The organism is Pseudomonas sp. AK106 (assembly GCF_053903055.1).
Window position 1 is genome coordinate 5,509,858 of sequence record NZ_CP096426.1, and the last position, 24,094, is coordinate 5,533,951.

At 59.0% G+C, this 24,094-nt stretch carries 22 protein-coding genes; 6 read left to right on the plus strand and 16 right to left on the minus strand.

All coding sequences use genetic code 11. From position 1 onward, the window contains the following. Positions 1-6 precede the first annotated feature (6 nt). From M1E04_RS24225 to M1E04_RS24255, 7 genes are all read right to left on the minus strand, one after another. The gene (locus tag M1E04_RS24225) at positions 7-915 is read right to left on the minus strand and encodes a peptidoglycan DD-metalloendopeptidase family protein (RefSeq protein WP_455913348.1); all 909 of its coding nucleotides are present in this window, start codon (positions 913-915) and stop codon (positions 7-9) included. A 307-nt stretch (positions 916-1,222) separates the two neighbouring features. Then, positions 1,223-2,128 (minus strand): response regulator, encoded by a 906-nt coding sequence (locus M1E04_RS24230; protein ID WP_065988197.1) that lies wholly within the window; start codon positions 2,126-2,128, stop codon positions 1,223-1,225. 173 nt (positions 2,129-2,301) lie between these two features. Further along, a complete protein-coding gene (phoU, locus tag M1E04_RS24235; RefSeq protein WP_037016764.1) occupies positions 2,302-3,060 on the minus strand; it encodes a phosphate signaling complex protein PhoU in 759 nt (252 codons plus the stop codon). 51 nt (positions 3,061-3,111) lie between these two features. Continuing rightward, the gene (gene pstB, locus M1E04_RS24240) at positions 3,112-3,945 is read right to left on the minus strand and encodes a phosphate ABC transporter ATP-binding protein PstB (protein WP_065988194.1); all 834 of its coding nucleotides are present in this window, start codon (positions 3,943-3,945) and stop codon (positions 3,112-3,114) included. A 111-nt stretch (positions 3,946-4,056) separates the two neighbouring features. Beyond that, entirely contained in the window at positions 4,057-5,727 is a 1,671-nt protein-coding gene (gene pstA / locus M1E04_RS24245; protein ID WP_456292162.1) for a phosphate ABC transporter permease PstA, read from the minus strand. A 15-nt stretch (positions 5,728-5,742) separates the two neighbouring features. Beyond that, the gene (locus tag M1E04_RS24250) at positions 5,743-8,028 is read right to left on the minus strand and encodes an ABC transporter permease subunit (RefSeq protein ID WP_456292163.1); all 2,286 of its coding nucleotides are present in this window, start codon (positions 8,026-8,028) and stop codon (positions 5,743-5,745) included. 185 nt (positions 8,029-8,213) lie between these two features. Next, on the minus strand, positions 8,214-9,194 hold the full coding sequence (locus M1E04_RS24255; protein WP_369318225.1) for a phosphate ABC transporter substrate-binding protein PstS family protein: 981 nt from the start codon (positions 9,192-9,194) through the stop codon (positions 8,214-8,216). Between the two features lie 275 nt (positions 9,195-9,469). Here M1E04_RS24255 and M1E04_RS24260 point away from each other — a divergent pair, with 275 nt between their 5' ends. Next, positions 9,470-10,867 (plus strand): hypothetical protein, encoded by a 1,398-nt coding sequence (locus M1E04_RS24260; RefSeq protein ID WP_369318224.1) that lies wholly within the window; start codon positions 9,470-9,472, stop codon positions 10,865-10,867. Positions 10,868-10,989: 122 nt separating this feature from the next. On the opposite strand, the gene M1E04_RS24265 is transcribed toward M1E04_RS24260, so the two are convergent. Further along, positions 10,990-12,291 carry an MFS transporter gene (locus tag M1E04_RS24265; protein ID WP_369318223.1) on the minus strand — a complete coding sequence of 434 codons (1,302 nt, stop codon included), beginning with the start codon at positions 12,289-12,291 and terminating at the stop codon, positions 10,990-10,992. Between the two features lie 380 nt (positions 12,292-12,671). Between M1E04_RS24265 and M1E04_RS24270 the strand changes: the two genes are divergently transcribed. Beyond that, on the plus strand, positions 12,672-13,073 hold the full coding sequence (locus M1E04_RS24270) for an acyl-CoA thioesterase (protein ID WP_037016781.1): 402 nt from the start codon (positions 12,672-12,674) through the stop codon (positions 13,071-13,073). A gap of 106 nt (positions 13,074-13,179) precedes the next feature. Next, positions 13,180-14,091 (plus strand): D-hexose-6-phosphate mutarotase, encoded by a 912-nt coding sequence (locus M1E04_RS24275; RefSeq protein WP_456292164.1) that lies wholly within the window; start codon positions 13,180-13,182, stop codon positions 14,089-14,091. Between the two features lie 156 nt (positions 14,092-14,247). On the opposite strand, the gene M1E04_RS24280 is transcribed toward M1E04_RS24275, so the two are convergent. From M1E04_RS24280 to M1E04_RS24300, 5 genes are all read right to left on the minus strand, one after another. After that, complete coding sequence (locus M1E04_RS24280; protein ID WP_065988181.1) at positions 14,248-14,784, minus strand: DUF3299 domain-containing protein; 537 nt, start codon at positions 14,782-14,784, stop codon at positions 14,248-14,250. Between the two features lie 79 nt (positions 14,785-14,863). Next, positions 14,864-15,109, minus strand: coding sequence for a GlsB/YeaQ/YmgE family stress response membrane protein (locus M1E04_RS24285; RefSeq protein ID WP_037016790.1), 246 nt, complete (start codon positions 15,107-15,109; stop codon positions 14,864-14,866). Between the two features lie 116 nt (positions 15,110-15,225). Next, entirely contained in the window at positions 15,226-16,308 is a 1,083-nt protein-coding gene (locus tag M1E04_RS24290) for a 5-(carboxyamino)imidazole ribonucleotide synthase (RefSeq protein ID WP_065988180.1), read from the minus strand. 7 nt (positions 16,309-16,315) lie between these two features. Beyond that, positions 16,316-16,807 carry a 5-(carboxyamino)imidazole ribonucleotide mutase gene (gene purE / locus M1E04_RS24295; RefSeq protein ID WP_065988179.1) on the minus strand — a complete coding sequence of 164 codons (492 nt, stop codon included), beginning with the start codon at positions 16,805-16,807 and terminating at the stop codon, positions 16,316-16,318. A gap of 211 nt (positions 16,808-17,018) precedes the next feature. Continuing rightward, positions 17,019-17,930 carry a LysR substrate-binding domain-containing protein gene (locus M1E04_RS24300; RefSeq protein ID WP_133773913.1) on the minus strand — a complete coding sequence of 304 codons (912 nt, stop codon included), beginning with the start codon at positions 17,928-17,930 and terminating at the stop codon, positions 17,019-17,021. A gap of 213 nt (positions 17,931-18,143) precedes the next feature. On the opposite strand from M1E04_RS24300, the gene M1E04_RS24305 reads away from it, so the two are divergent. The 3 genes from M1E04_RS24305 (at position 18,144) to M1E04_RS24315 (ending at position 22,257) form a co-directional block, all read left to right on the plus strand. Beyond that, positions 18,144-19,568 (plus strand): aspartate ammonia-lyase, encoded by a 1,425-nt coding sequence (locus tag M1E04_RS24305; RefSeq protein WP_065988176.1) that lies wholly within the window; start codon positions 18,144-18,146, stop codon positions 19,566-19,568. A 199-nt stretch (positions 19,569-19,767) separates the two neighbouring features. Continuing rightward, complete coding sequence (locus M1E04_RS24310) at positions 19,768-21,222, plus strand: alanine/glycine:cation symporter family protein (protein WP_192130635.1); 1,455 nt, start codon at positions 19,768-19,770, stop codon at positions 21,220-21,222. A gap of 30 nt (positions 21,223-21,252) precedes the next feature. Next, entirely contained in the window at positions 21,253-22,257 is a 1,005-nt protein-coding gene (locus M1E04_RS24315; RefSeq protein ID WP_192130634.1) for an asparaginase, read from the plus strand. Between the two features lie 14 nt (positions 22,258-22,271). Here M1E04_RS24315 and M1E04_RS24320 read toward each other — a convergent pair whose 3' ends face one another. From M1E04_RS24320 to M1E04_RS24330, 3 genes are all read right to left on the minus strand, one after another. Then, entirely contained in the window at positions 22,272-22,577 is a 306-nt protein-coding gene (locus M1E04_RS24320; protein WP_192130633.1) for a helix-turn-helix domain-containing protein, read from the minus strand. Then, positions 22,567-22,941, minus strand: a complete 375-nt coding sequence (locus tag M1E04_RS24325) for a type II toxin-antitoxin system RelE/ParE family toxin (RefSeq protein WP_192130632.1) — start codon at positions 22,939-22,941, stop codon at positions 22,567-22,569. The genes M1E04_RS24320 and M1E04_RS24325 overlap by 11 nt, the downstream gene beginning before the upstream one ends. Before the next feature lie 251 nt (positions 22,942-23,192). Continuing rightward, a complete protein-coding gene (locus M1E04_RS24330; RefSeq protein WP_410928314.1) occupies positions 23,193-24,059 on the minus strand; it encodes a bestrophin family protein in 867 nt (288 codons plus the stop codon). Positions 24,060-24,094 lie beyond the last annotated feature (35 nt).

Consider the following 24,094-nt stretch of genomic DNA (forward strand, 5'->3'; position numbering starts at 1 on the left):
AGATGATCAATTCCCGCCAATCGCGAAGTTGGGCAGGTTCTGGACCGGTTGCGAGAATTCGTACGGGATCGACTCCAGCGCCAGCCCGACATTGCGCTGCACCACGAAGTGCAAATGCGGGCCGGTGCTGTTGCCGGTGTTGCCAGACCGCCCTAGCGGTGCGCCCACTGCCACATGCTGGCCCTCCTTGACGCTCACAGATCCTTGCTGCAGATGCAGATAAACGCCCATCGTGCCGTCGTCGTGCAGGATGCGCACGAAGTTGCCCGACGGATTGGCGCCTCGGCCGGATTGCGTGTTCTCGGTCTTGATCACGGTACCGCCCCGCGCGGCGATGATCTGCGTGCCTTCGGGCATGGCAATGTCGATGGCGTAGCGGCTCTTGGCCCCTATGTGGCTGTAGGATCCGTTGGCACCCTGACTGATGCGAAACGGCCCGCCCACCCACGGCAATGGATAGCGATAGGCAAATCCATTCGCTGAGACACCGCGCTGCGGGTCGCCCACGATGGATCGCAGGCTTGGCTTGTAAGTCATGGCCTTGCTGGCGACTTGCGGGCTGAGGGCGATGAGGCGTTCGTTGCTGCGTGCCGCGATGGTGCGGCGAATGACTTGGTCGGACACCCCCACCACGTTCTTCACCCCGGCCAGACGCAGCTCGACTTCCACGGGTGCGTAAAGGTCGTTTCGCACGTACAGGCTGTCGCTGCCATTGGCTTTCTTGACGCTCAGGCGCACCTGGCTGTCGATGCGCTCGACCATGCGCTCGCGAAGCTTCATCACTTGCGCGCCACGCACGGGCTGGTCGGTAAACGACACCACGCCATTGGCATCGGTGAACCGATAGATCGTGACTGCCCCGGCGGTCTGCGTGGCCAGCAGTAAGGCACAGACAACCAGCACGCGCTCTAACATCGGGATAGACCTGGTGAGTGGACGATTGGCGCCCAGCCTAACAGCGATGCCGACGCAATTGGACTCATCCGAATCAATCGGTAATAGACGAAGCGTCAAGGAAATCGCGTCAGCATGGGGCGCGATCGGAATTGCAAATTCTATGCTAGGTAGCGTGGGAGCGAGCTTGCTCGCGAAGATGGACTCCCGGCCGCTGCAAATTTAGCGGATTTACCGGTCTCTTCGCGAGCAAGGTGGAGCACCACCCCGGTTGCTCCCACATAGTGAGCACTCGCCGGAAAATCAGCACCCCTGACGTGGCAGCGGATCAGGCACCCGGCACGAAATGCTTCTGCGCAGTGCCACGGGCAATCAGGCGCGAGAGGTAATCGAGCTTCTGGGTGTCCTTGTCGACGAAGCGGAAAGTGACCTGCAGCCAGTCGCTGTCGGGCTTCTGCTCGAAGGCGGCAATCGCGTGCAGATAGCCGTTGAGACGCGCGACCTCGGCGTTTTCACCCTGTTCCAGATCGAGCACGGCGCTCTCCAGGATCTGCGGCAGCACCTCGCCACGGCGGACCAGCAGCGACGCTTCCTTGAGCGTCAGCGCCTTGATCACACAGGGCTGGTTCCCGCTCGGAAGACGCAACTGACCCTGACCACGACCCGTCGGTGCAGCGGCTGGAGCAGCCTTGGCCATTGGCTGGACCGCAGGCTGAGCCGCCTGCGATGCCGCCGAAGCAGCGGGTGCCGTATTGACGACCTCAGGGCGATTACCGGTCAAAGCGCTGAGCGAGTCATTGGCAAACGCCGCATTGGCGCGGGCCGGACCACTGGACATCAAGGCATCGAGCTTGCCGACCTTGTGCAGCGCTTTTTTGACCTTGGTCAGCAGTTGTTCGTTGGTGAACGGCTTGCCGATGAAGTCCGATACGCCGGCCTGGATCGCCTGGATGACGTTTTCCTTGTCACCACGGCTGGTGACCATGATGAACGGCATGGTCTTCAGGTTTTCCTGCTGGCGGCACCAGGTCAACAATTCCAGCCCGGACATTTCGGGCATTTCCCAATCGCACAACACCAGATCGAACACTTCACGGCTCAACAGCACTTGCGCCTTGCGGCCATTGACGGCGTCTTCCAGCGCGACGCCTGGAAACGCGTTGCGCAGTCCTTTCTTGACCAGATCACGGATGAACGGTGCGTCATCCACCACCAATACACTGACTTTACTCATCGACGCTCCTGATGGCGTGTTCACCGCAAAGGCGAGCATTCGCTGGCGGGCGGCCAGCTGCCAAACTGTTTGACGACACCGGGACTTTTATTCGCGGGTGACTTGAAAAAATACGGGCAGACCGGAGAAACAAAAACGCCCGGCGGTCGCCAGGCGTTTTTTCTCAGGCAATCTTATTTATCGTCAGGCGCGTCCAGAACATTAATCCTTTCGGCGGTCAGACCTTTGACTTCTTCCTGCATGCGCTTGAGGCCCAGGTGGCGAACGTCGGTACCGCGCACGAGGTAGATGACCAGTTCGGAGATATTCCGCGCGTGGTCACCGATGCGCTCCAGCGAACGCAGCACCCAGATCACATTAAGCACGCGGGAGATCGAACGCGGATCTTCCATCATGTAGGTGACCAGCTCACGCAGCGCCGTCTTGTACTCGCGGTCGATATTCTTGTCGTACTGCGCAACGGACAACGCCAGATCGGCATCGAAACGAGCGAACGAGTCCAGTGCATCGCGCACCATCTTGCTCACCTGATCGCTGATATGGCGCACTTCGACGTAACCACGCGGCGACTCACCCTCCTCGCACAGCTGAATCGCACGGCGGGCGATCTTGGTGGACTCATCGCCGATGCGCTCAAGGTCGATGACCGACTTGGAGATGCTGATGATCAGACGCAGGTCGGAGGCAGCAGGCTGACGACGGGCCAGAATGCGCAGGCACTCTTCATCGATGTTGCGCTCCATCTGGTTGATGCGGTCGTCCACCTCGCGCACTCGCTGGGCCAGGCCCGAGTCGGCTTCAATCAACGCGGTAACGGCGTCGTTGACCTGCTTCTCGACCAGACCACCCATTTCCAGCAGGTGGCTGCGAACTTCTTCCAGTTCAGCGTTGAACTGCTGGGAGATGTGATGTGTATGGCTGTCTTTGATCATGAGTGTCCGTCCGATTGATTGCGCGGTGGTTCAAGGCTGACGAAACACGTGCTAGCCGTAACGACCGGTTATGTAGTCTTCAGTCTGCTTTTTGGTCGGATTGGTGAACAACGTATCGGTGTCCCCGTACTCGACCACCTTGCCCATGTGCAGAAACGCGGTGTAATCCGACACGCGCGCGGCCTGCTGCATGTTGTGGGTAACGATCACAATGGTGTATTTGGATTTCAGTTCGTAGATCAGCTCTTCGACTTTCAGGGTCGAAATCGGGTCGAGCGCGGAGCACGGCTCATCGAGCAGCAGCACTTCAGGTTCGACGGCGATGGTGCGGGCGATCACCAGACGTTGCTGCTGACCACCGGAAAGTCCGAGCGCCGACTCATGCAGGCGGTCCTTGACCTCGTCCCACAGTGCGGCGCCGCGCAACGCCCATTCGACGGCTTCGTCGAGCACGCGCTTCTTGTTCACGCCTTGAATACGCAGCCCGTAAACCACGTTTTCATAAACGGTCTTGGGGAACGGATTGGGCTTCTGGAAGACCATGCCGACCCGGCGACGCAACTCGGCGACGTCCTCGCCTTTAGTGTAGATGTCGTGGCCATAGAGCTTGATCTCGCCCTGAACGCGACAGCCGTCCACCAGATCGTTCATGCGGTTGAAGGTGCGCAGCAACGTGGACTTGCCGCAGCCGGACGGCCCGATGAACGAGGTGACGCGTTGTTTCGGGATGTTCATCCGGATGTCGAACAGCGCCTGCTTCTCGCCATAGAAGAGATCCAGCCCCGGCACTTCCAGCGCAACGGCTTCGTTCGCCAGATCCAGCACCTGGCGCTTGCGACCCAGGGCAGACATGTTGATGCCGTGGGCGTGGGGTTCGTGTTGCATGGTCTCTCTCCGTTCGTAGCTGCAAGCCTTTAGCCGCAAGCTGCAAATGTGGTGCTGATACGGTATGCGGCTTTTTAGCTCGCCGCTTGAAGCTTGACGCTTGTCGCTGACTCAGTCTTCAAACGCCTTGTACTTGTCGCGCAGGCGGTTGCGAATCGTCACCGCCGAGAGGTTCAGCAGCGCAATCACCAGCACCAGCAGCAGGGCCGTGGCGTACACCAACGGGCGCGCGGCCTCGACGTTGGGGCTTTGAAAACCGACGTCGTAAATATGGAAACCCAGGTGCATGATCTTCTGATCAAGGTGCAGGTACGGGTAATTGCCGTCCAGCGGCAACGACGGCGCCATCTTGACCACACCCACCAGCATGAGCGGCGCCACTTCACCGGCCGCTCGCGCCACGGCCAGAATCAGGCCGGTCATCATGGCCGGGCTGGCCATCGGCAGAACGATCTTCCACAAGGTTTCGGCCTTGGTCGCGCCCAGGGCCAGCGAGCCCTCGCGCAGCGTCAGCGGGATGCGCGCCAGGCCTTCTTCGGTGGCGACGATCACCACCGGCACGGCGAGCAGCGCCAGAGTCAACGACGCCCAGAGCAGGCCGGGCGTGCCGAACGTCGGCGCCGGCAGGGCTTCGGGGAAGAACAGTTGATCCAGAGAACCGCCCAGCACGTAAACGAAAAAGCCCAGCCCGAACACGCCGTAGACGATCGCCGGGACGCCCGCGAGGTTGTTCACGGCGATGCGGATCAAGCGTGTCATCACGCCCTGACGTGCGTACTCACGCAGATACACGGCCGCGAGCACGCCAAAGGGCGTCACGATGACGGCCATGATCAGCGTCATCATCACGGTGCCGAAGATCGCCGGGAAAATCCCGCCCTCCGTGTTGGCCTCGCGCGGGTCGTCGCTGAGAAACTCCCAAAGCTTCTGGAAGTAGAACCCCAGCTTGGTCATCGTGCCCATGGCGTTGGGTTGATACGCGTTAACCACCTTGCCGATGCTGATCTCGATTTCTTTGCCGTTGGCGTCACGGGCCGTCAGGCTGTCACGATTGTATTCGGCGTGTAACGCGCCAAGCCGCGACTCGACGTCTTTGTAGCGGGCGTCGTATTCGGCACGCTCAGTGGCCATGTCTGCCTGGGCCGCTGCGTCGAGTTCGCCGTTCAGCTCAAGCTTGCGCGCTCGCAGACGCAGCCGCTCGATCCCGTGGTTGATCGCGCCGATCTCGCCCTTTTCCAGGTCATCCAGTTGATCGGAAATCCCCTGCACGCGCTCGATACGCGCCTGCAGTTGCGGCCATGCGGCTTCGCCTTGCGCGACGACTTTGCCGTCTTCCTTGACGTTGACCAGATAGCCGTAAAAGTTGCCCCACTCGCGGCGCTCCAGGGTCATCAATTCTGCTGGCTTGCGCGGGTCCTTGAGCCACTCGCCAATGACCCAGTTAAAATCGCTGGGGCTGATGTCCCGGTTGCCGACCTTGAACAGATCGCGGGTCATGAACTCCGGCCCCCGATCAAGGACTGGCAACCCGGCGGCCTTGAGCCTTGCGCGTGGCACTTGTTCAGACTGAACCAGCTCGCCCACCAACACGTGGCTTTCCTGTCCGGGAACGTCGTATTGGGCGGAAATCACATCGGCGGGCCAGAAGTGTCCCAGCCCGCGCACGGCGATCACCGCCAGCAGGCCGATGGTCATGATCACCGCGACAGACACCGCGCCCGCGCTCAGCCAGACGCCGGGGGCGCCACTGTTGAACCATCGCTTGAGGGAGGTCTGCTTCATCGGTTTCAACCTGCCCTAAAGAGACGAATACTGCTTGCGCAGGCGCTGACGAATCAGCTCCGCCAAGGTATTCATGACAAATGTGAACATCAGCAGCACCAGGGCGGCGAGGAACAGCACGCGATAATGACTGCCGCCCACTTCCGACTCGGGCATCTCCACCGCTACGTTGGCCGCGAGCGTGCGCATGCCTTCGAACAGGTTCATGTCCATGATCGGCGTGTTGCCGGTGGCCATGAGCACGATCATGGTTTCGCCGACGGCGCGCCCCATGCCGATCATCAGCGCAGAAAAAATCCCCGGGCTGGCCGTGAGGATCACCACCCGAACCAGCGTCTGCCACGGCGTGGCGCCGAGGGCCAGTGAGCCGAGCGTCAGACCGCGCGGTACGCTGAACACGGCGTCCTCGGCGATCGAGTAAATGTTGGGGATGACCGCAAAGCCCATGGCGATCCCGACCACCAGTGCGTTGCGCTGATCGTAGGTGATGCCCAGGTCGTTAGTGATCCACGAGCGCATGTCGCCGCCGAACCACCAGTTTTCCAAGTGCGGGCTCATGCTCAGTGAGACCCAGCCAATCAGCAGAATGACCGGAATCAGAATCGCGCTTTCCCAACCGTCGGGCACCCGCAGACGAATCGAGTCAGGCAAGCGCGTCCAGCCGAACCCTGCCAACAAGATGCCGATGGGGGTAAAGATCAGCAGGCTAAAGATGCCCGGCAGATGCCCTTCCAGATACGGTGCCAGAAACAGCCCGGCGAAGAACCCGAGAATCACCGTCGGCATCGCTTCCATCAGCTCGATGATCGGCTTGACCTTGCGGCGCATGCGCGGCGCCATGAAGTAAGCGGTGTAAATCGCCGCAGCGACGGCAATCGGTGCGGCCAGCAGCATGGCGTAGAACGCGGCTTTGAGGGTGCCGTAGGTGAGCGGCGCAAGACTCAGCTTGGGCTCGAAATCGCTGTTGGATGCGGTGGATTGCCAAACGTATTTGGGTTCGTCGTAATTCTCGTACCAGACCTTGTCCCACAGGGCGCTCCAGGAAATCTCCGGGTGCGGGTTTTTCAGGCTCAAGGGCAGCAGCTTGCCGCTGTCCTCAACGACGATGCGATCCGCCCGCGGCGACAAGCCCATCACGGCCGGGCCGCTGGCAATCGGGTCGATCAGCAGCGTGCGGTGAGCGGTGCTGTGGAACACACCGAGCTTGCCGGAGGTGTCCATGGCGATGAAGCCCTTGCGGCGTTGCTCGGCGGTGATCAGGGAGATCGGTGCGCCACTCATTTTGAAATCCCGAATGTGCTGCAGATGCATCTCGCCATCGACGTCCCGCGCCATGAACCACTGCGCGATATTGCCTCGGGAACTGCCGATCACCAGAGAGACGCCACCGACCAGTTGCGTGCTCGCGGTAGTTTCGGCATCGGCGTCTTCAAGTAGTTTGTAGCGGCCGTTCAACGTGCGATCCCGCAGGTCGAACACATCCACCAGCGCGCGACCATTGATCACGTAAAGCCACTGCTGGCGTGGGTCGACGTAGATGGCTTTAACGGCCGCCGACAGCTGCGGCAGCTCGATTCGGTTCTGCTCGCGAGTCGTTTCGCCCGTCATCAGGTTTTCAGATTGGGTCAGCGACAACACGTGCAGCTGGGGACCGGTTGCGCCGGCCAGAATCAGGGTGGTGTCGCTCGCATTCAGACTGACGTGCTCGATCGCCCGCCTCCCTTCGTCCAGCACCAGCGGCGTCTCGCCGTAGGGATAGGTAATCGTGGGGGTGATGGTTTTTTTGCTGTCGGGATAGCTGATCGGGTAAGCGTGCTTGAACACCAGCACCTGGCCGTTGGACAGGCCAACCGCGATTAAAGGCTTGCCGGGCTGATCCTGCGCCACCGACGTCACTTTCGCGCCAGCAGGGATCGGCAAAGCCACTCGGGAAATCTCGCCGCCGTCCTTGAGGTGGAAAAACAGCGCTTCGCCCTTGTCGGACACGCGCATGGCGACCTGATTCTGCTCTTCGATGGCCAATACCATCGGCTTGCCGGCATCCTGCAGCCAGGCAGGCGTTTGAGCATCGCTGCGCGTCAGTTTCGCCCCTTGGAACAACGGCGCAACGACGTAAGCCAGATAGAAGAAAATCAACGTGATGGCGGCCAACACGGCAAGACCGCCGACTAAGACGTACCAACGCGTCAGACGGTCTTTGAGCGCACGGATCCTGCGCTTGCGTTGCAGCTCGGGCGCATTGAAATCGATGCGCTCGGGACGGGGGTTTTCGGTCATTGATGAATTGGCCAAATCATTCATGCGCACACCGTAGCCGCTGTGTATGACAAATACATGACAGCGAGGTGACGCAAAAAAGCCCGCCGCCCCTGAATCGGGGCAACGGACTGTTCAGTGTTCTGCGAGCCTCGTTCCATAAGGCCTTTGTCGTTTGTGGCGGGACGAACCTGTCACCCCGCTTCAGGGTTGTCTGGGCAGCGTGCTCGCTACCGTTCTTGTAGCCCCAGATCAGCCAAGGCTTTGCTAGCAACCTTGGCTGGTAACGGAATGTACCCGTCTTTCATGACAACTTCCTGACCTTGTTTTGACAGGATCAATTTGACGAACTCGGCTTCAAGCGGATTCAACGGTTTGTTCGGCGCTTTGTTGACGTAGACATAAAGGAAGCGCGCCAGTGGGTAGGTGCCATTCAGCGCGTTGGCTTCGTTGTCTTCGACGAACTCGCCGCCTTCTTTTTTCGCCAGGGGTACGGTTCGCACGCTGGACGTTTTATAACCAATGCCCGAGTAGCCAATGCCGTTCAGCGAATTGCTGATGGAGCTGACCACTGACGCTGAGCCGGGCTGTTCGTTGACGTTGGGTTTGAAGTCGCCCTTGCACAGCGCCACTTCCTTGAAATAACCGTAGGTGCCGGAAACCGAATTACGCCCGAACAGCTGGATGGCCTTGCCGGCCAGATCCCCCGTCACGCCCACATCGCCCCAGGTTTTTGCATCGGTTCTGGCGCCGCACAGCCGGGTGGCGGAAAAGATCGCGTCGACCTGCTGCAGCGTCAGGCCCTTGATCGGGTTGTCCTTGTGAACGAACACTGCCAACGCATCCACTGCTACGGGAATCGCCGTCGGTTTGTAGCCGTGCTTCTGCTCGAAGGCCGACAATTCGCCGTCTTTCATCTTGCGGCTCATGGGCCCCAGGGTCGCGGTGCCCTCGGTCAGTGCGGGCGGCGCTGTCGAAGAGCCGGCGGCCTGAATCTGGATGTTCACGCTTGGGTATTCTCTCTTGTAGGCCTCGGCCCACATCGTCATCAGGTTGGCCAGTGTGTCGGAGCCCACGCTGGACAGATTCCCGGAGATCCCACTGGTTTTGACATAGGGCTTGATTGCCGGGTCGACGGCGGCACACGCATTGCCGACAGTCACGCCAGCCGCCACGAAAGTCAGCGCCGTCATCAAACGTTTGAAGGTCATGCATTGCTCCTAGATGTCCAAATTGGCCGTACGAATCGCCCCTGACGGCCTAAAGATATGACTATATTGTGACAAAAAAATGAACAAATCGAGTTCCCTCCTTCTCTCAGGCCTTCGACGGTTTAACCACAGCGTAAGTGAATTGCTCACCCCACATTATTCGAAATAAAAAAATCCACATTACTTCGAAAACATCTAACTCCCCGGCAACCACTATCTACTATAGAAAGTGCAGGGTTTCTTCCAGACGCCAATACCAATTTAAGGAATTCACCATGAACAAGGGAACTTTCAGTAAAACTCAATTGAGATCAACAATATGGCGAGATAAATTTATTAATCGAAATGCTCTAGCCAACTACGAGCAAGATCCTACAATTCCTTTGCTTAAGCACGATGAGACGTTTGGCAATAAGGGAACATTGGTACTTAGCTCAGCCGGGCATCCACTCACAATAGCCTCAAGCATCGTGCCTACAGCCAAAGACAGCTTTTGGGTAACCGCTTATGAAGAAGCCTCATCCGCAGCAGACACGCCCAATTACGCTGCCGTTGCACGCATCACCGCGGATGGGAAACTGGATTTGAGCTTCGGTCCGGAAAAGAATGGCTTCGGGCAAATTAACTTTGACGATGCACACTATACCCGTCTCCGCTCATCGCATGAAACATCTGATGGAGGTTTAATTGTAGTAGGCGACCTTATAAGTCTAGGAGGCGCCCGCTTTAACAAACCCATGATTACCCGGCTTCTGCCCAGCGGGATTAAAGACTCCAGCTACGGAACTCAAGGCGTCGTAGATGTCCGCGAAGTCATCAACGAAATAAGGACTCATGTGCGGGCTGTTCCTGCCATCGAGTATGCAGTGCAAGCAGATGGAGGGGTTTTTATCCTGGCATCGGTCCAGAGACAACGAGGTAAGCTTACTAAACAAGATGCTTTCCTATTTCATATCACGAAAGAAGGCAGCGCAGATCTAAAATTTCACGGGTACGGGTATGTGATGTTTCGTAAGGATGGAAGGAGCGTTGATCCAATTGATATTGATGTAGATACTGATTCTGGAAGAGTGCTCATCACTTGCCAATACGAAAGCGTAAACATGGAAATTATCCCGTACCTTACGTGCCTGACAAATGAGGGTGAATTAGCACAATTTGGAGATTCAGGTTACCTCGACCTGTCGAACGATTTCGAAACCATAAACAGCTGCACGTTTTCGCAGGACAATAGCCACATCGTTGTTTGCGGGCAACAGTATTCTGCCGACTATGCAACCGCTTATGCGGCATTGGCAAATTACAAGGAAAACGGTTCGCCTGAAATAATCTTTAATTATGGAGACCCTGTTTTTGTGAGCCTTTCAGAAAATAATAATTTGAGCGTTTTCATGAGTGGACAGCAACTGGCTGCCCCCCTCCATACCACCACAGTTAGAGGCGAGTACGGTCATAGTAGCGACTATAAATTCCATCCAGTGATGGCCCGTTTTCTGTCCAACGGATTGCCAGATCCCAGCTTTGGGGGAGAACGAGGAATAGCCGCGCCCCATAGTGGCGAATTGTTTAGTTATGAGAAAAGCAGTTTCACGACGAACGCCTCCGGGACGTTATTGATCGTCGGCGGGTCTACAGGTAAGGCATCGATTTTCGCCTACAAGGACAAATTCTAAAGGCAACACATGTGTCATGGCTTCTCGCAGTAAACACCGGTATTGGCCACCTTGCTAAATCAAGCGAACATGACGGGCCAGGTTGGCTGGCCCGCCGTCAATCCGAAGATTACATCCCTCAATTACGATTGAATTCCCGGTTTCTTCTTCAACAAATACACACCGATCCCCATCCCCATCACACACAAAATCGCCACGTACCAGGACGGGCCCATCGGGTTGGCAGCGAACATCAGGCTGACGACCATAGGCGTTAAACCGCCAAAGATGGCGTACGCCAGGTTGTAGGAAAATGAGAGCCCGGAGAAGCGAACCACCGGCGGGAAGGCCTTGACCATCACGAAGGGCACGGCACCGATAGTGCCGACAAACAAACCAGTGATGGCATAGAGCGGATACAGCAGATCCGGGTGCGTGCCGATCATGTGGTAGAAGGTCCACGAACTCACCAGCAGACCAAGCGAGCCGAACAGGAACACCAGGCCCGCGCCAACTCGATCCGCCAGCGCGCCAGCCCCGATACACCCCAGACTCAGCAAGACAATGGCGAGGCTGTTGGCTTTCAGGGTGTCGGCAGGTGCGAAACCATAGGCCTTTTGCAGCAGGGTCGGGGTCATGAGGATAACCACCACCACACCGGCAGAGAGCAGCCAGGTCAGCAGCATCGACAGCACAACGGCGCCACGGTGATCGCGCAGGACTGCCTTGAGCGGCACTTCGTCAGCCAGTTGCTTGCGCAGTTGGAGTTCGGCGAACACCGGGGTTTCGTGCAGCCAGCGGCGCAAGTAAACCGACATCAGACCGAAGACGCCACCAAGCAGGAAAGGAATCCGCCAGGCGTAGTCCGATACTTCAACGGGCGAGTACACGCTGTTGATCCAGGTAGCGACCAGCGAGCCGAGCAAAATCCCGGCCGTCAGGCCGGACGTGAGGGTACCGCAGGCGTAACCGACGTTACGGGCGGGAACGTGTTCGGAAACGAATACCCACGCGCCAGGCACTTCGCCACCAATCGCGGCGCCTTGAATCACGCGCATCAGCAGCAGCAACATCGGCGCCCAGATGCCGATCTGCGCGTACGTTGGCAGCAAGCCCATGATCAGCGTCGGCACGGCCATCAGGAAAATGCTCAGGGTGAACATTTTCTTGCGGCCCAACAGGTCACCAAAGTGCGCCATGACGATGCCACCCAGCGGCCGAGCCAGATAACCGGCGGCAAAAATGCCAAACGTTTGCATCAAACGTAGCCATTCGGGCATATCTACGGGGAAAAACAGCTTGCCTACCACTGCTGCGAAGAACACGAAAATGATGAAGTCGTAGAACTCCAACGCTCCGCCCAGGGCAGACAGTGAAAGGGTTTTATAATCGTTACGGTTCAGCGGGCGCGAAGGCTGTGTGGCGCTTAAAGGCACAGAGGACATAACAATGGCTTCTCTTTTGAGGCTCTCTTTGGGCGAAAAATCAACGGTGACTCAACCGTGGGTAACGGCTTCACACGCGATTTCTCGACTCGAAAAGTTAATCGGGCATCAAAATTGCGTGCCAAAAATGGCGTAGTGCGCCAAGTCGGTCCGGCACGATAGCAAATTGCGTACAAATGCACATGGATTGCAATGACGCGAAGGCATCATGAAAAAGCGGCGGTCGTGTCAAGACGGCGCGCTCGATATACTTGCCGGCCGCGACTCAACCGGGCTCTTCAGGGAAGTTGTGCGAAGCCATTTGCCCAAGTCGTTTTCGCAGAGTTTCCCTTTAAACAAAATGAAGACTTAGTAGAGTCATGGGTCAGAGGGACCCAATAATGATTGAGCTCGAACAAGAAGATCCGATACCGCAGGGCGATCTTGCCCTGCAGATTACCGCCCTACCTCGCGAAACCAACGGCTTCGGCGATATTTTCGGCGGCTGGCTGGTTTCCCAGATGGACCTCGCCGGTACTGCCATGGCGAGCAAGGTGGCCGGAGGACGTGTGGCGACTGTTGCCATCGACCGCATGGCGTTCCTGGTGCCTGTCGCGGTGGGGGCGCAGTTGTCGTTCTATACCCAGACCCTGGAAATCGGCCGCAGCTCGATTCAGATGATGGTCGAGGTGTGGAGCGATGATCCACTGTCCAGCGAATGGCGCAAGGTGACCGAAGCGGTGTTCGTTTTTGTCGCCATCGACGGCAGCGGCCGTACCCGCTCGGTGCCTGCCCGACGCTGATCCTTAAGCCCGGGCGGGCCGAGGTGCCCGCCCTTGGCTTTGCGCAACAAACTCATCAAGCTTGGCGCAGTCTGATTCAGTCACTGTCCTTCGAGTGAGAACCCCTATGCCTACGTCAAACGTCGAATCCTTCCAGCTCGGTGAGCTTAACTGCTGGCGCATCCGCCACGGCCAGGCCGAGCTGGTGATCGCCCAGCAAGGCGCTCATATCATCAGTTACCAGGTGGACGGCGATAAGCCGCTGATCTGGTCCAACCCGGGGGCGTTGTTCAAATCGGGTAAGCCTATTCGCGGCGGGATGCCCATCTGCTGGCCGTGGTTTGGCAATTTGCAGCGCAATCCACAAAGCGTGCAGGCCATGCGCGAGAGCGATGAACCGGCAAAGGCCCACGGTGAAGTCCGCGCGATCGACTGGGAGTTGATGGGCGTGGGTGAGGACGGCGACGCATTGATCGTCGAATTCATCCAGCCCCAAGCCGAAGGGCATTTGCCGGGCTGGCCGCACGCCGTTGGCCTGAAGCTGCACATCCGCCTGGATGCCGCGCTGAATGTCAGCCTGGTGAGCTTCAACGCTGGTGCTGAAGACGTCACGCTCAGCCAGGCGCTGCACAGTTATTTCGCGGTGAGCGACGTGGCCCAGATCAGCATCGAAGGGCTGGATGGCGTCGAGTACCTGAACACACTGGAAAGCTGGGACACCCAGAACGTCCAGGTGGGTGACATTACGTTCATTGGCGAGACGGACCGTATTTATCAGGACACGCCTAACCTGATCTCAGTGGTCGACCCGACATGGGAACGCCGTATTCAGATTCAGACGGCGGGTTCGCAATCGGCCATCGTCTGGAACCCGTGGATCGACAAGACCCTGACCTTCGACGATATGCAGGCTGATGGCTGGAAGAGCATGGTATGCGTTGAGACAGCCAACGTCATGACTGACGTCGTGACGCTCAAACCGGGTGATATGCACGCGCTGAGCGTCAGCATCTGGGCCGAGCCGTTGGCAGAAGCCTGACAACACTGCGCTATTTTGTAGGACCGGCTTTAGCCGGGAAGGGGCCGGTTTGAGCACCATCAATTTTGTGGTGCAACACCCGACGTCTTCCCGGCTAAAGCCAGTCCTACAGTGCGTCGAGCCGGTCCCATCGGGATCTGTGCGCGGCGCCAGTCCCTACAAATCCGCCTCAACCACCACACGGACTTTCGATGCGTCCAGCGCGTAGGCGGCGTCGGCGAGATCATTGCTGACCTTCTCGACCTTCAACGTGCCGATGACCCACAACGGTGTGTAAATGTCGGAGATCTTCAGGCCTTTCGGATAGCGCACCAGCACCAGCTGATTCGGCGGCGGTGGCGGCACGTGGATGCAGGCGCCCGGGTACGGGACGAGGAAGAACAGCGTGCTGTGGCCTTTCGCATCAGTCTCCAGCGGCACCGGATAGCCACCCAGGCGGATGGTTTTGTCGTTCATCGACGCGACGGTTTTGGTGGAGTACATGACGGCAGGCAAGCCCTTGCTCTGCTTCAAACCGCCCTTGCTGTCGAACGTTCCCTGACCTTCCGGCGAGTTGTGGTCGATTTCGGGCATGGATTCGAGGGCTTTCTGATCCGACTTCGGCATCAGTTCGAGCCAGTCGGTTTCGGGTAATTCAGCGGCGCGTACCAGTCCGCAGACCAGCAGCAGTGAAACGAAAAGGAGATGACGCATTGGAGATGCTCGGCGGGAGGAATTGAGTGCCGGGCATTCTAGCCCTCTGCGCAGCAATAGCGCAGAGGGCCAGCGGTGCTTAACGCTTTTTAATCATGCCGTAGATCACCAGCAGGATGATCGCGCCGACGAGCGCACCGAGGAAACCTGCACCCTCACCTGCGCGATAGATACCCAGCGCCTGACCACCATAAGTGGCGGCCAGCGAGCCACAGATGCCGAGCAGGATGGTCATGATCCAGCCCATGCTGTCGTCGCCTGGCTTCAGGAAGCGCGCCAGCAGACCTACGATCAAGCCGATGAAGATGGTTCCGATGATTCCCATGCCATGTCCCTCTGTTTGAATGAATATGCCAATAGCCTAGCTAGCTATCGGCAACACGCTATGAGAGGGGCAGCGGTGGCGAATGGTTCAACAGGATGTGCAGGACACCGCTGTGATCAGTTTTTGATCAAGGCTTCGACCCGTTTCACCTGACGATCCAGCGTTGCGCGATCTTTGCTGCGCACGGTGGCGTGGCCGACCTTGCGCCCGGCCTTGAAGGCTTTGCCGTAGTGGTGCAGATGGCAATCTTCGACGGCGATGACCTGATCCACTGCCGGCACTTCACCGATGAAATTGAGCATCGCGCTTTCGCCGACCTTGGCCGTCGAACCCAACGGCAGACCGGCAACAGCGCGCAGATGGTTCTCGAACTGGCTGCACTCGGCGCCTTCGGTGGTCCAGTGGCCCGAGTTGTGGACGCGCGGGGCGATCTCGTTGGCTTTCAGGCCGCCATCGACTTCGAAGAACTCAAAGGCCAGCACCCCTACATAATCCAGCTGCTTTAGCACGCGACCGGCGTAATCCTCAGCCAGCGCCTGCAGCGGGTGATCGGTGCTGGCGATGGACAGGCGCAGAATGCCGCTGTCATGGGTGTTGTGAACCAATGGATAGAACCGGGTTTCGCCATCACGGGCGCGTACGGTGATCAGCGAGACTTCGCCGGTGAACGGCACAAAGCCCTCCAGCAGGCACGGCACGCTGCCCAGTTCGGCGAAGGTGTCGCTCACGTCTTCAGGGGTGCGCAGGACTTTCTGGCCCTTGCCGTCATAACCCAGCGTGCGGGTTTTCAACACGGCCGGCAGACCGATGCTGGCCACCGCAGCGTCCAGATCCGCCTGGGACTGGATGTCAGCGAACGCTGGCGTCGGGATGCCGAGGTCCTTGAACATGCTTTTTTCAAACCAGCGATCGCGGGCGATCCGCAGTGCTTCGGCACTCGGGTAAACCGGCACGAACTGCGACAGGAAAGCGACGGTTTCAGCCGGCACGCTTTCAAATTCGAAGGTGACCAGATCAACATCATTCGCCAGCAGGCGCAGGTGTTCCTGATCGCCGTAATCGGCGAGCAGGTGTTCGCCAAGGGCAGCGGCGCAGGCGTCCGGTGCAGGGTCAAGGAAGGCGAAGTTCATCCCCAGCGGAGTGCCCGCCAGTGCCAACATGCGACCCAACTGGCCGCCACCGATTACGCCGATCTTCATGAAAACCTCAGGCCTCGCGTGGGTCTGGATTGTCCAGAACGCTGTCTGTCTGCTCAGCGCGGAATGTCTTCAGCACTGCGTGGAAGTGTGGGTGCTTGGCGCCCAGAATACTGGCCGACAACAGCGCAGCATTGATCGCGCCTGCTTTGCCGATGGCCAAGGTCGCGACCGGAATGCCGGCAGGCATCTGCACGATGGAGAGCAATGAATCGACGCCCGACAGCATGGAAGACTGAACCGGGACACCCAGAACGGGCAGATGAGTCTTGGCAGCGCACATGCCTGGCAGGTGAGCGGCGCCACCGGCGCCGGCGATGATCACCTCGATGCCACGGCCTTCGGCTTCTTCGGCGTACTTGAACAGCAGATCGGGCGTGCGGTGCGCCGAAACCACTTTGACTTCGTACGGAATGCCGAGCTTTTCAAGCATGTCGGCGGTGTGGCTAAGGGTGGACCAATCGGACTTGGAGCCCATGATCACGCCAACCAGTGCGCTCATCGTCGTGCCTCTCATCGGGCGCCCGCAGGCGCGGCTAAAAACAACAAGCCACGCGGGAGGACCGGCGTGGCTTGTTGTACAAATGATGACCAGTCGAACCGGCCGAAGGCCGCGGAGTATACCGCAAAGATCCTCGTTTGACAGACTGCCGGCGACCTCCTGTCAGCCAACCAGACCGGCCCGTACAAGCCCGGATTTGCTGACTTCGAGGTCAAGCGGCAGGCGAGGTGCCGCCGGCTTCAAGTTTGCGCCACAACAGTCGGACATTGGCCTTTCGAACCAAGGCGCAGCGGTACAGCCGAATCTCCAGCGGGACGTGCCACTGAGTGCCGCCGCAGATCACCAGCTCTCCCCGTTCGAGCTCCGCCGTCACGCTCAGCCTTGGCACCCATGCGATCCCCAACCCCTGCAACGCCATGCCCTTGAGGCTGTCGGCCATTGCCGTTTCGTAAATCGTCGTGAAGCGCACGCTACGCTGGCGCAACAGCAGGTTCACCGAGCGACCCAGAAACGCACCTGCGCTGTACGCCAGCAGCGGCACGCTCTGCTCCCCTTCCAGGTCGAACAGCGGCCGTCCCTCTTCGTCCGTCGAGCAGACCGGCAGCATTTCGGTCACGCCCAGATGCAACGACGGGAAGATCTCGGCGTCCATTTGCAGCGCCGCGTCGGGGTCGTAGAACGCCAGCATCAGATCGCAGCCGCCTTCACGCAGCGCGTGCACCGCGTCACCGACGTTGGTGGCGACCAGGCGTGTGGCAATGTTCAGCCCTTCGTTGCGCAGTTGCGCGATCCAGCGCGGGAAGAAGCTCAGCGCCAGCGAATGCGCAGCGGCGATCTGCATGACCTCGCCCTGCCCGCTTTCCAGATGGTGCAAATGACGCAGCACTTCGCCGAGCTGGTCGACCACCGTGCGCGCGGTGACGAGGAATAACTGCCCCGCCGCTGTCAGTTCGATCGGCGTGCGAGAGCGATTGACGAGCGTCAGCCCCAAGGCTGCTTCGAGGCTGCGAATGCGCCGGCTGAAAGCCGGTTGCGTGACGAACCGACGCTCCGCTGCCTGGGAAAAACTGCGGGTCGCGGCCAGCGCACTGAAGTCTTCCAGCCATTTGCTTTCCAGGTTCATCGTTTCTCCAACCTAAAAGAAGTTACGCATACGCAGGCGCAAACGGGAGCGTCATACACTGATTCACACGCTTGCAACAATCCCCACGTCACCACGGCATTATGCCGATTGCGCATAGGGCAGCGTTTTACAGCATTGGTCCAGAATAGCCTACAGGCCTAGTATCAAGGGCGTTCCGGCTTAGTCCGTGCCCATCTTGAGACTTTCTCTATCATGTCCTCCGCTGCATCATTTCGCATCGAAAAAGACTTGCTTGGCGTTCTCGAAGTACCCGCTGAAGCGTATTACGGCATCCAGACCCTGCGCGCAGTGCATAACTTCCGCCTCTCTGGCGTTCCGCTTTCGCACTACCCAAAGCTGGTCGTAGCGCTGGCGATGGTCAAGCAGGCAGCAGCGGACGCAAACCATCAGCTGGGCCATTTGAGCAACGAGAAACATGCGGGCATCAGCGAAGCCTGCGCGCGACTGATCCGCGGTGATTTCCACGATCAGTTCGTCGTCGACATGATTCAAGGCGGCGCCGGCACCTCCACCAACATGAACGCCAACGAAGTCATCGCCAACATCGCGCTCGAAGCGATGGGCCATGCCAAAGGCGAATACACATTCCTGCACCCGAACAACGACGTGAACATGGCGCAGTCCACCAACGACGCCTACCCGACGGCCATTCGCCTGGGTCTGCTGTTGGGCCACGACGCGCTGCTCGCCAGCCTCGACAGCCTGATTCAGGCGTTCGCGGCCAAAGGCCACGAGTTCAACCACGTGTTGAAAATGGGTCGTACCCAACTGCAAGACGCGGTGCCAATGACCCTGGGTCAGGAATTCCGCGCCTTCGCCACCACCTTGACAGAAGACCTCAACCGCCTGCGCAGCCTGGCCCCTGAGCTGCTGACCGAAGTTAACCTCGGCGGCACTGCCATCGGTACCGGCATCAACGCCGACCCTGGTTATCAGCACCTGGCCGTTCAGCGTCTGGCGACCATCAGCGGCCAGCCGCTGGTGCCGGCTGCGGACCTGATCGAAGCCACGTCCGACATGGGTGCTTTCGTGCTGTTCTCCGGGATGCTCAAGCGCACCGCGGTCAAGCTGTCGAAGATCTGCAACGACCTGCGCCTGCTCTCCAGCGGCCCGCGCACCGGCATCAACGAAATCAACCTCCCTGCCCGTCAGCCAGGCAGCTCGATCATGCCGGGCAAGGTGAATCCGGTGATTCCGGAGGCGGTGAACATGTGCGCCTTTGAAATCATGGGCAACGACCTGGCGCTGACCATCGCGGCCGAAGGCGGTCAATTGCAGTTGAACGTGATGGAGCCGTTGATCGCCTACAAGATCTTCGACTCGATTCGCCTGCTGCAGCGCGCCATGGACATGCTGCGCGAGCACTGCATCGTCGGCATTACCGCCAACGAAGTGCGCTGCCGTGAGCTGGTCGAGCACTCGATCGGCCTCGTCACTGCGCTGAACCCGTACATCGGCTACGAAAACGCCACTCGCATTGCCCGTATCGCGCTCGAAACAGGCCGTGGCGTGCTGGAGCTGGTGCGTGAAGAGGGCTTGCTGGACGACGTCATGCTGGCGGACATCCTGCGCCCCGAGAACATGATTGCGCCGCGGCTCGTGCCCTTGAAGGCTTGATCGTCCGGCTCTGCAGCACTTGCAACATGATCACCAGGCTGAGGGTCTAGACACCCCTCACCCTTTTGAGGGCCGGGAGCACACGCTTCCAGGCCCTTTTTTTTGCCCAGTGTCATATGGGCTTGATGCAAACCGGATAAAGACTCCAATAACGCGCGCCGGTATAGTGCGCACCCTCTAAGAAAGCGAGGAAACACCAATGCTTGAAGTCATCAACGACTTCCTCTCGGGAAAAGTACTGATCGTGCTCATTGTTGGGCTCGGTGGATATTTCACGATTCGCTCGCGTTTCGTTCAGTTCCGTCACTTCTTTCACATGTTCGCGGTGTTCCGCGACAGTCTGCGCAGCAGCGCGGGCCAGTTGAGTTCATTTCAGGCCTTGATGCTGAGCCTTGCCGGCCGTGTTGGCGCCGGCAACATCGCAGGCGTCGGCATTGCCGTGACCCTGGGTGGCCCCGGCGCAGTGTTCTGGATGTGGGTCACTGCCCTTGTCGGCATGGCGAGCAGCTTTTTCGAATGCTCCCTCGGCCAACTGTACAAACGCTGCGACGCCGAAGGCCAGTTCCGCGGCGGTCCGTCGTATTACATTCAGCACGGGCTGGGCAAACGCTGGCTGGGCATGATCATGGCGGTGTTGTTGCTGGTGACCTTCGGTTTTGCCTTCAACGGCCTGCAATCCCACGCCGTGACCCACTCGCTCAACGACGCCTTCAAGATCTCGCCAGGCTACGCCGGCGTCGGTCTGGCGATTCTGCTGGGTCTGGTGTTCGTCGGCGGGATCAAGCGCATCGCCAAGGTCGCCGACCTGCTGGTGCCGATCAAGACGCTGGTCTATATCGCCGTCACGCTGTATGTCATCGGCGTGCAGTTCGAACACGTTCCGCACATGCTGATGACCATTGTCAAAAGCGCGTTCGGCATGGATGAAGTGTTTGGTGGCCTGATCGGCAGCGCCATTGTCATGGGCGTCAAACGTGGCGTCTTCGCCAACGAAGCCGGGCTGGGCAGTGCGCCCAACGTTGCAGCGGTCGCTCAGGTCGAGCACCCGGTTGCACAGGGTGTGGTTCAGGCGTTCAGCGTATTCCTCGACACTTTCGTCATCTGCACCTGCACCGCGCTGCTGATCCTGCTGTCGGGTTTCTACACGCCTGGCTTCGAAGGCGATGGTATTGCCCTGACGCAGAACTCCCTCGCCGCCGTCGTCGGTGACTGGGGCAGACTGTTCATCAGCGTGGCGCTGGCGCTGTTCGTGTTCACCTCCATCCTCTACAACTACTACCTGGGCGAAAACAGCCTGCGCTTCCTGCTGGGCGAGAACCGCAAGGCGATCTTCTTCTATCGCGTATTGGTCCTTGCGCTGATTCTGTGGGGCGCCGTTGAAGATCTGGGCACGGTGTTCGCCTTCGCCGACATCACCATGACGCTGCTGGCCTTCGTCAACCTGATCGCGTTGGCGATGCTGTTCAAAATCGCGCTGCGGGTGTTGAACGACTACGATGCCCAGCGTAAAGCCGGCATCAAGACGCCAGTCTTCGACTCCAGCCAGTTCCCCGATCTGGACCTGGACCTGAAAGCCTGGCCAAAGCCTGATGCCGCTCAGCCTGCGGCCCACGCGCAAGCGATCAGCGGCAAACCCGTCGCGGACCCGCGTTGATCATTTGAACGTTAATCCAGGGAGACAGGCATGAACCGCGAAAACCACGCATCAGCCCGCCAAGTGATGGTGCTGTATACCGGTGGAACTATCGGCATGCAGGCCAGCGAAAACGGGCTGGCACCCGCTTCCGGCTTTGAAGCGCGCATGGCTGAGCAACTGGCTGCACTGCCCGAAATGGTCGTGCCGCAGTGGACGTTCCGCGAAATGTCTCCCCTGATCGACAGCGCCAACATGACGCCCGCCTACTGGCAGCGCTTGCGTGAGGCGGTGGTCGAGGCAATTGAAGCGCAAGGTTGCGATGCCGTGCTGATCCTGCACGGCACCGACACCCTGGCCTACAGCGCAGCGGCCATGAGCTTTCAACTGTTGGGCCTGAATGCCCCTGTGGTGTTCACCGGCTCCATGCTGCCAGCGGGGGTTCCCGACAGCGATGCCTGGGAAAACGTCAACGGCGCCTTGCAGGCGTTGGGTCACGGGCTCGCCTCGGGGGTGCATCTGTACTTCCACGGCGAGCTGCTCGAGCCCACTCGTTGCGCGAAGATCCGCAGCTTCGGCCGTAATCCGTTCGCGGCACTTAATCGCGCTCGGGGTGGTGAGGCCGCATCGGCGTTGCCAGCGGCACTGGATTATCGTCAGCCCAGGCAACTGGCGAACGTCGCCGTGCTGCCCCTGTTTCCCGGCATTGGCGCCGCTCAGCTCGACGGTCTGATCGACAGCGGTATTCAGGGTCTTGTGTTGGAATGCTTCGGCAGCGGCACGGGCCCCAGCGATAACGCCGACTTTCTTGCCAGCCTGCGGCGTGCGCACCGGCAAGGCGTCGTCGTCGTGGCGATTACCCAATGCCACGAAGGCGGCGTCGAACTGGATGTGTATGAGGCCGGCAGTCGTCTGCGCGGTGTCGGCGTGCTGTCCGGCGGCGGCATGACCCGCGAAGCTGCGTTCGGCAAGCTGCATGCACTGTTGGGGGCTGGACTAAATGGGGATGACGTGCGGCGGTTGGTGGAGCTGGATGTGTGTGGGGAATTGCGCTGAGCGACTAGCGCCGCTCAGATGATGGACTGCAGGCCTTTGTCGGCGATGACATTCAGCAATTTCAACGCAGGTCCTGCAGGACGGCTATCGCCCTGTTCCCATTTGCGTACCGTTGAAGCTGTAGTGTTAAGGTGCAGCGCGAATACAGGCTGGCTGAAATTCAACGCCAGCCTCAAGTTCCGTATATCCCCAGGGCTAAGCTCCCGGACGGGTGCTGGGCATATCGACTCAAACTCGCGCAGGGTGATCTTGCCCACAGCGCCTTCCGCATAAAGCTCGGCGATATCTGCCCGTAGCGCCTCAATGATTTTACTGGTCACAGTGAACCTCCTCTAACGTTCCAGCCCGCAAAGCCAACACCATTGCATCCTCGGGCAGGCCGAGAAAAACTTTGCCCGCATAGCGCAGAGCCTTCTTTTCCTCAGCCGTAATATTTGCTCGGGCGCTTTTCGCAAAACCGATCAGAAACACGTAGCTGTCTCCCGACCTCGCGGATAGCAGGGTACGATAACCGCTGCTCTTCCCTCCGCCGGACCGGGCGACTCGCTTCTTGTACAAGCTTCCTCCCAAATCCGCGTCGACCAAACCCTCTTCCATCTCTGCAACTGCATCGCAGAGCGCGTTGTCGGAAAGATTTTCGCCAGCTTGCCACTTTGCGAAATCCCTTCGCTTCAGCACCATCATCCGATCACCTGATTCTGAGTGTATACCCGTTACGGGTATGATTTATGTCGATAGGGCCATGACTCCGCCCAACGGCTTTAACCATAGTCAACATAGATCAGCAGCACGGGGATAAACGTCACCAGGTGATACAGCTCGCCGACGTCTTACGCCATTTCACATCCGGTAGCGGCTCGCTAATTCAAAACGTCCCACGCTATGTAGCATTTAATGCTGACCTCGCAGAGCCGGGACGCAGGGAATATCTAGATCTACGAATAAGCCACTTCAACCGGCCGCTTATCCATCGCGTCCTGCAGCATCGAATTCAGATTGCCGGAGATGTTTTCGCACAGCGCTTTCATCTGGATCTCGTGCTCGGAGGCTTTGAACGGGCTTTGCAGGTCGGTGCCGATTTTCTCGATTGCCAGCAGCATGAAGCCCACCACGGTGGACGCCAGCGGCGTGAACCATCCCAGCGTGTCTACCAGGCCGATCGGCACAATGATGCAGAACAGCGTGATGAACAGGCGCGGAAACGTCACGTAGGGGTAAGGCAACGGCGTATTGGCGATGCGCTCCATTCCGCCCTGATTATTGGAAATTTCCACCAGCGTCGCTTCGAGGCGCTCCAGACGGATGCTGTCCAGGCGGCCGGCCTTGTATTCCTGCGCGATGATCGCGGCAGACTCATTGAGAATCGCGTTGGGGAAGTTGTTGGTGCGGGTACGGCGCTCGTACTCTTCCCGGGAAATCATCGCGGTCACCTGCTCGGCGCAATCGCTGCCCTTCAAATGGGCCGAGAGGCATTCGACGTAAGCCACGTGACGGCGCAGCAGTGTGGCCTTGACCGGGTTCAGGCCGTCCTCGTCATCAATGAACGTCAGCACCTGCCGGGCGAAACTGCGGGAGTTATTCACCAGCGCGCCCCATAACGTGCGCGCTTCCCACCAGCGGTTGTATGCGCTCGTGTTGCGGAAGCTGGTCAGCACCACCAGCGCAGAACCCAGCAGAGTCAGTGGCATCGATGGCAGGGTGATCTTGCGATCCAGAAACAGCATGAAGTCGGCGGTGACGACAACGTCCCAGATCAGCAGCCAGAACAAGGACCAACCGATGTAGGTAAACGTCCGGATCATTGTCCGGTACTTCTTGACGATAAATTCCTGCAAAA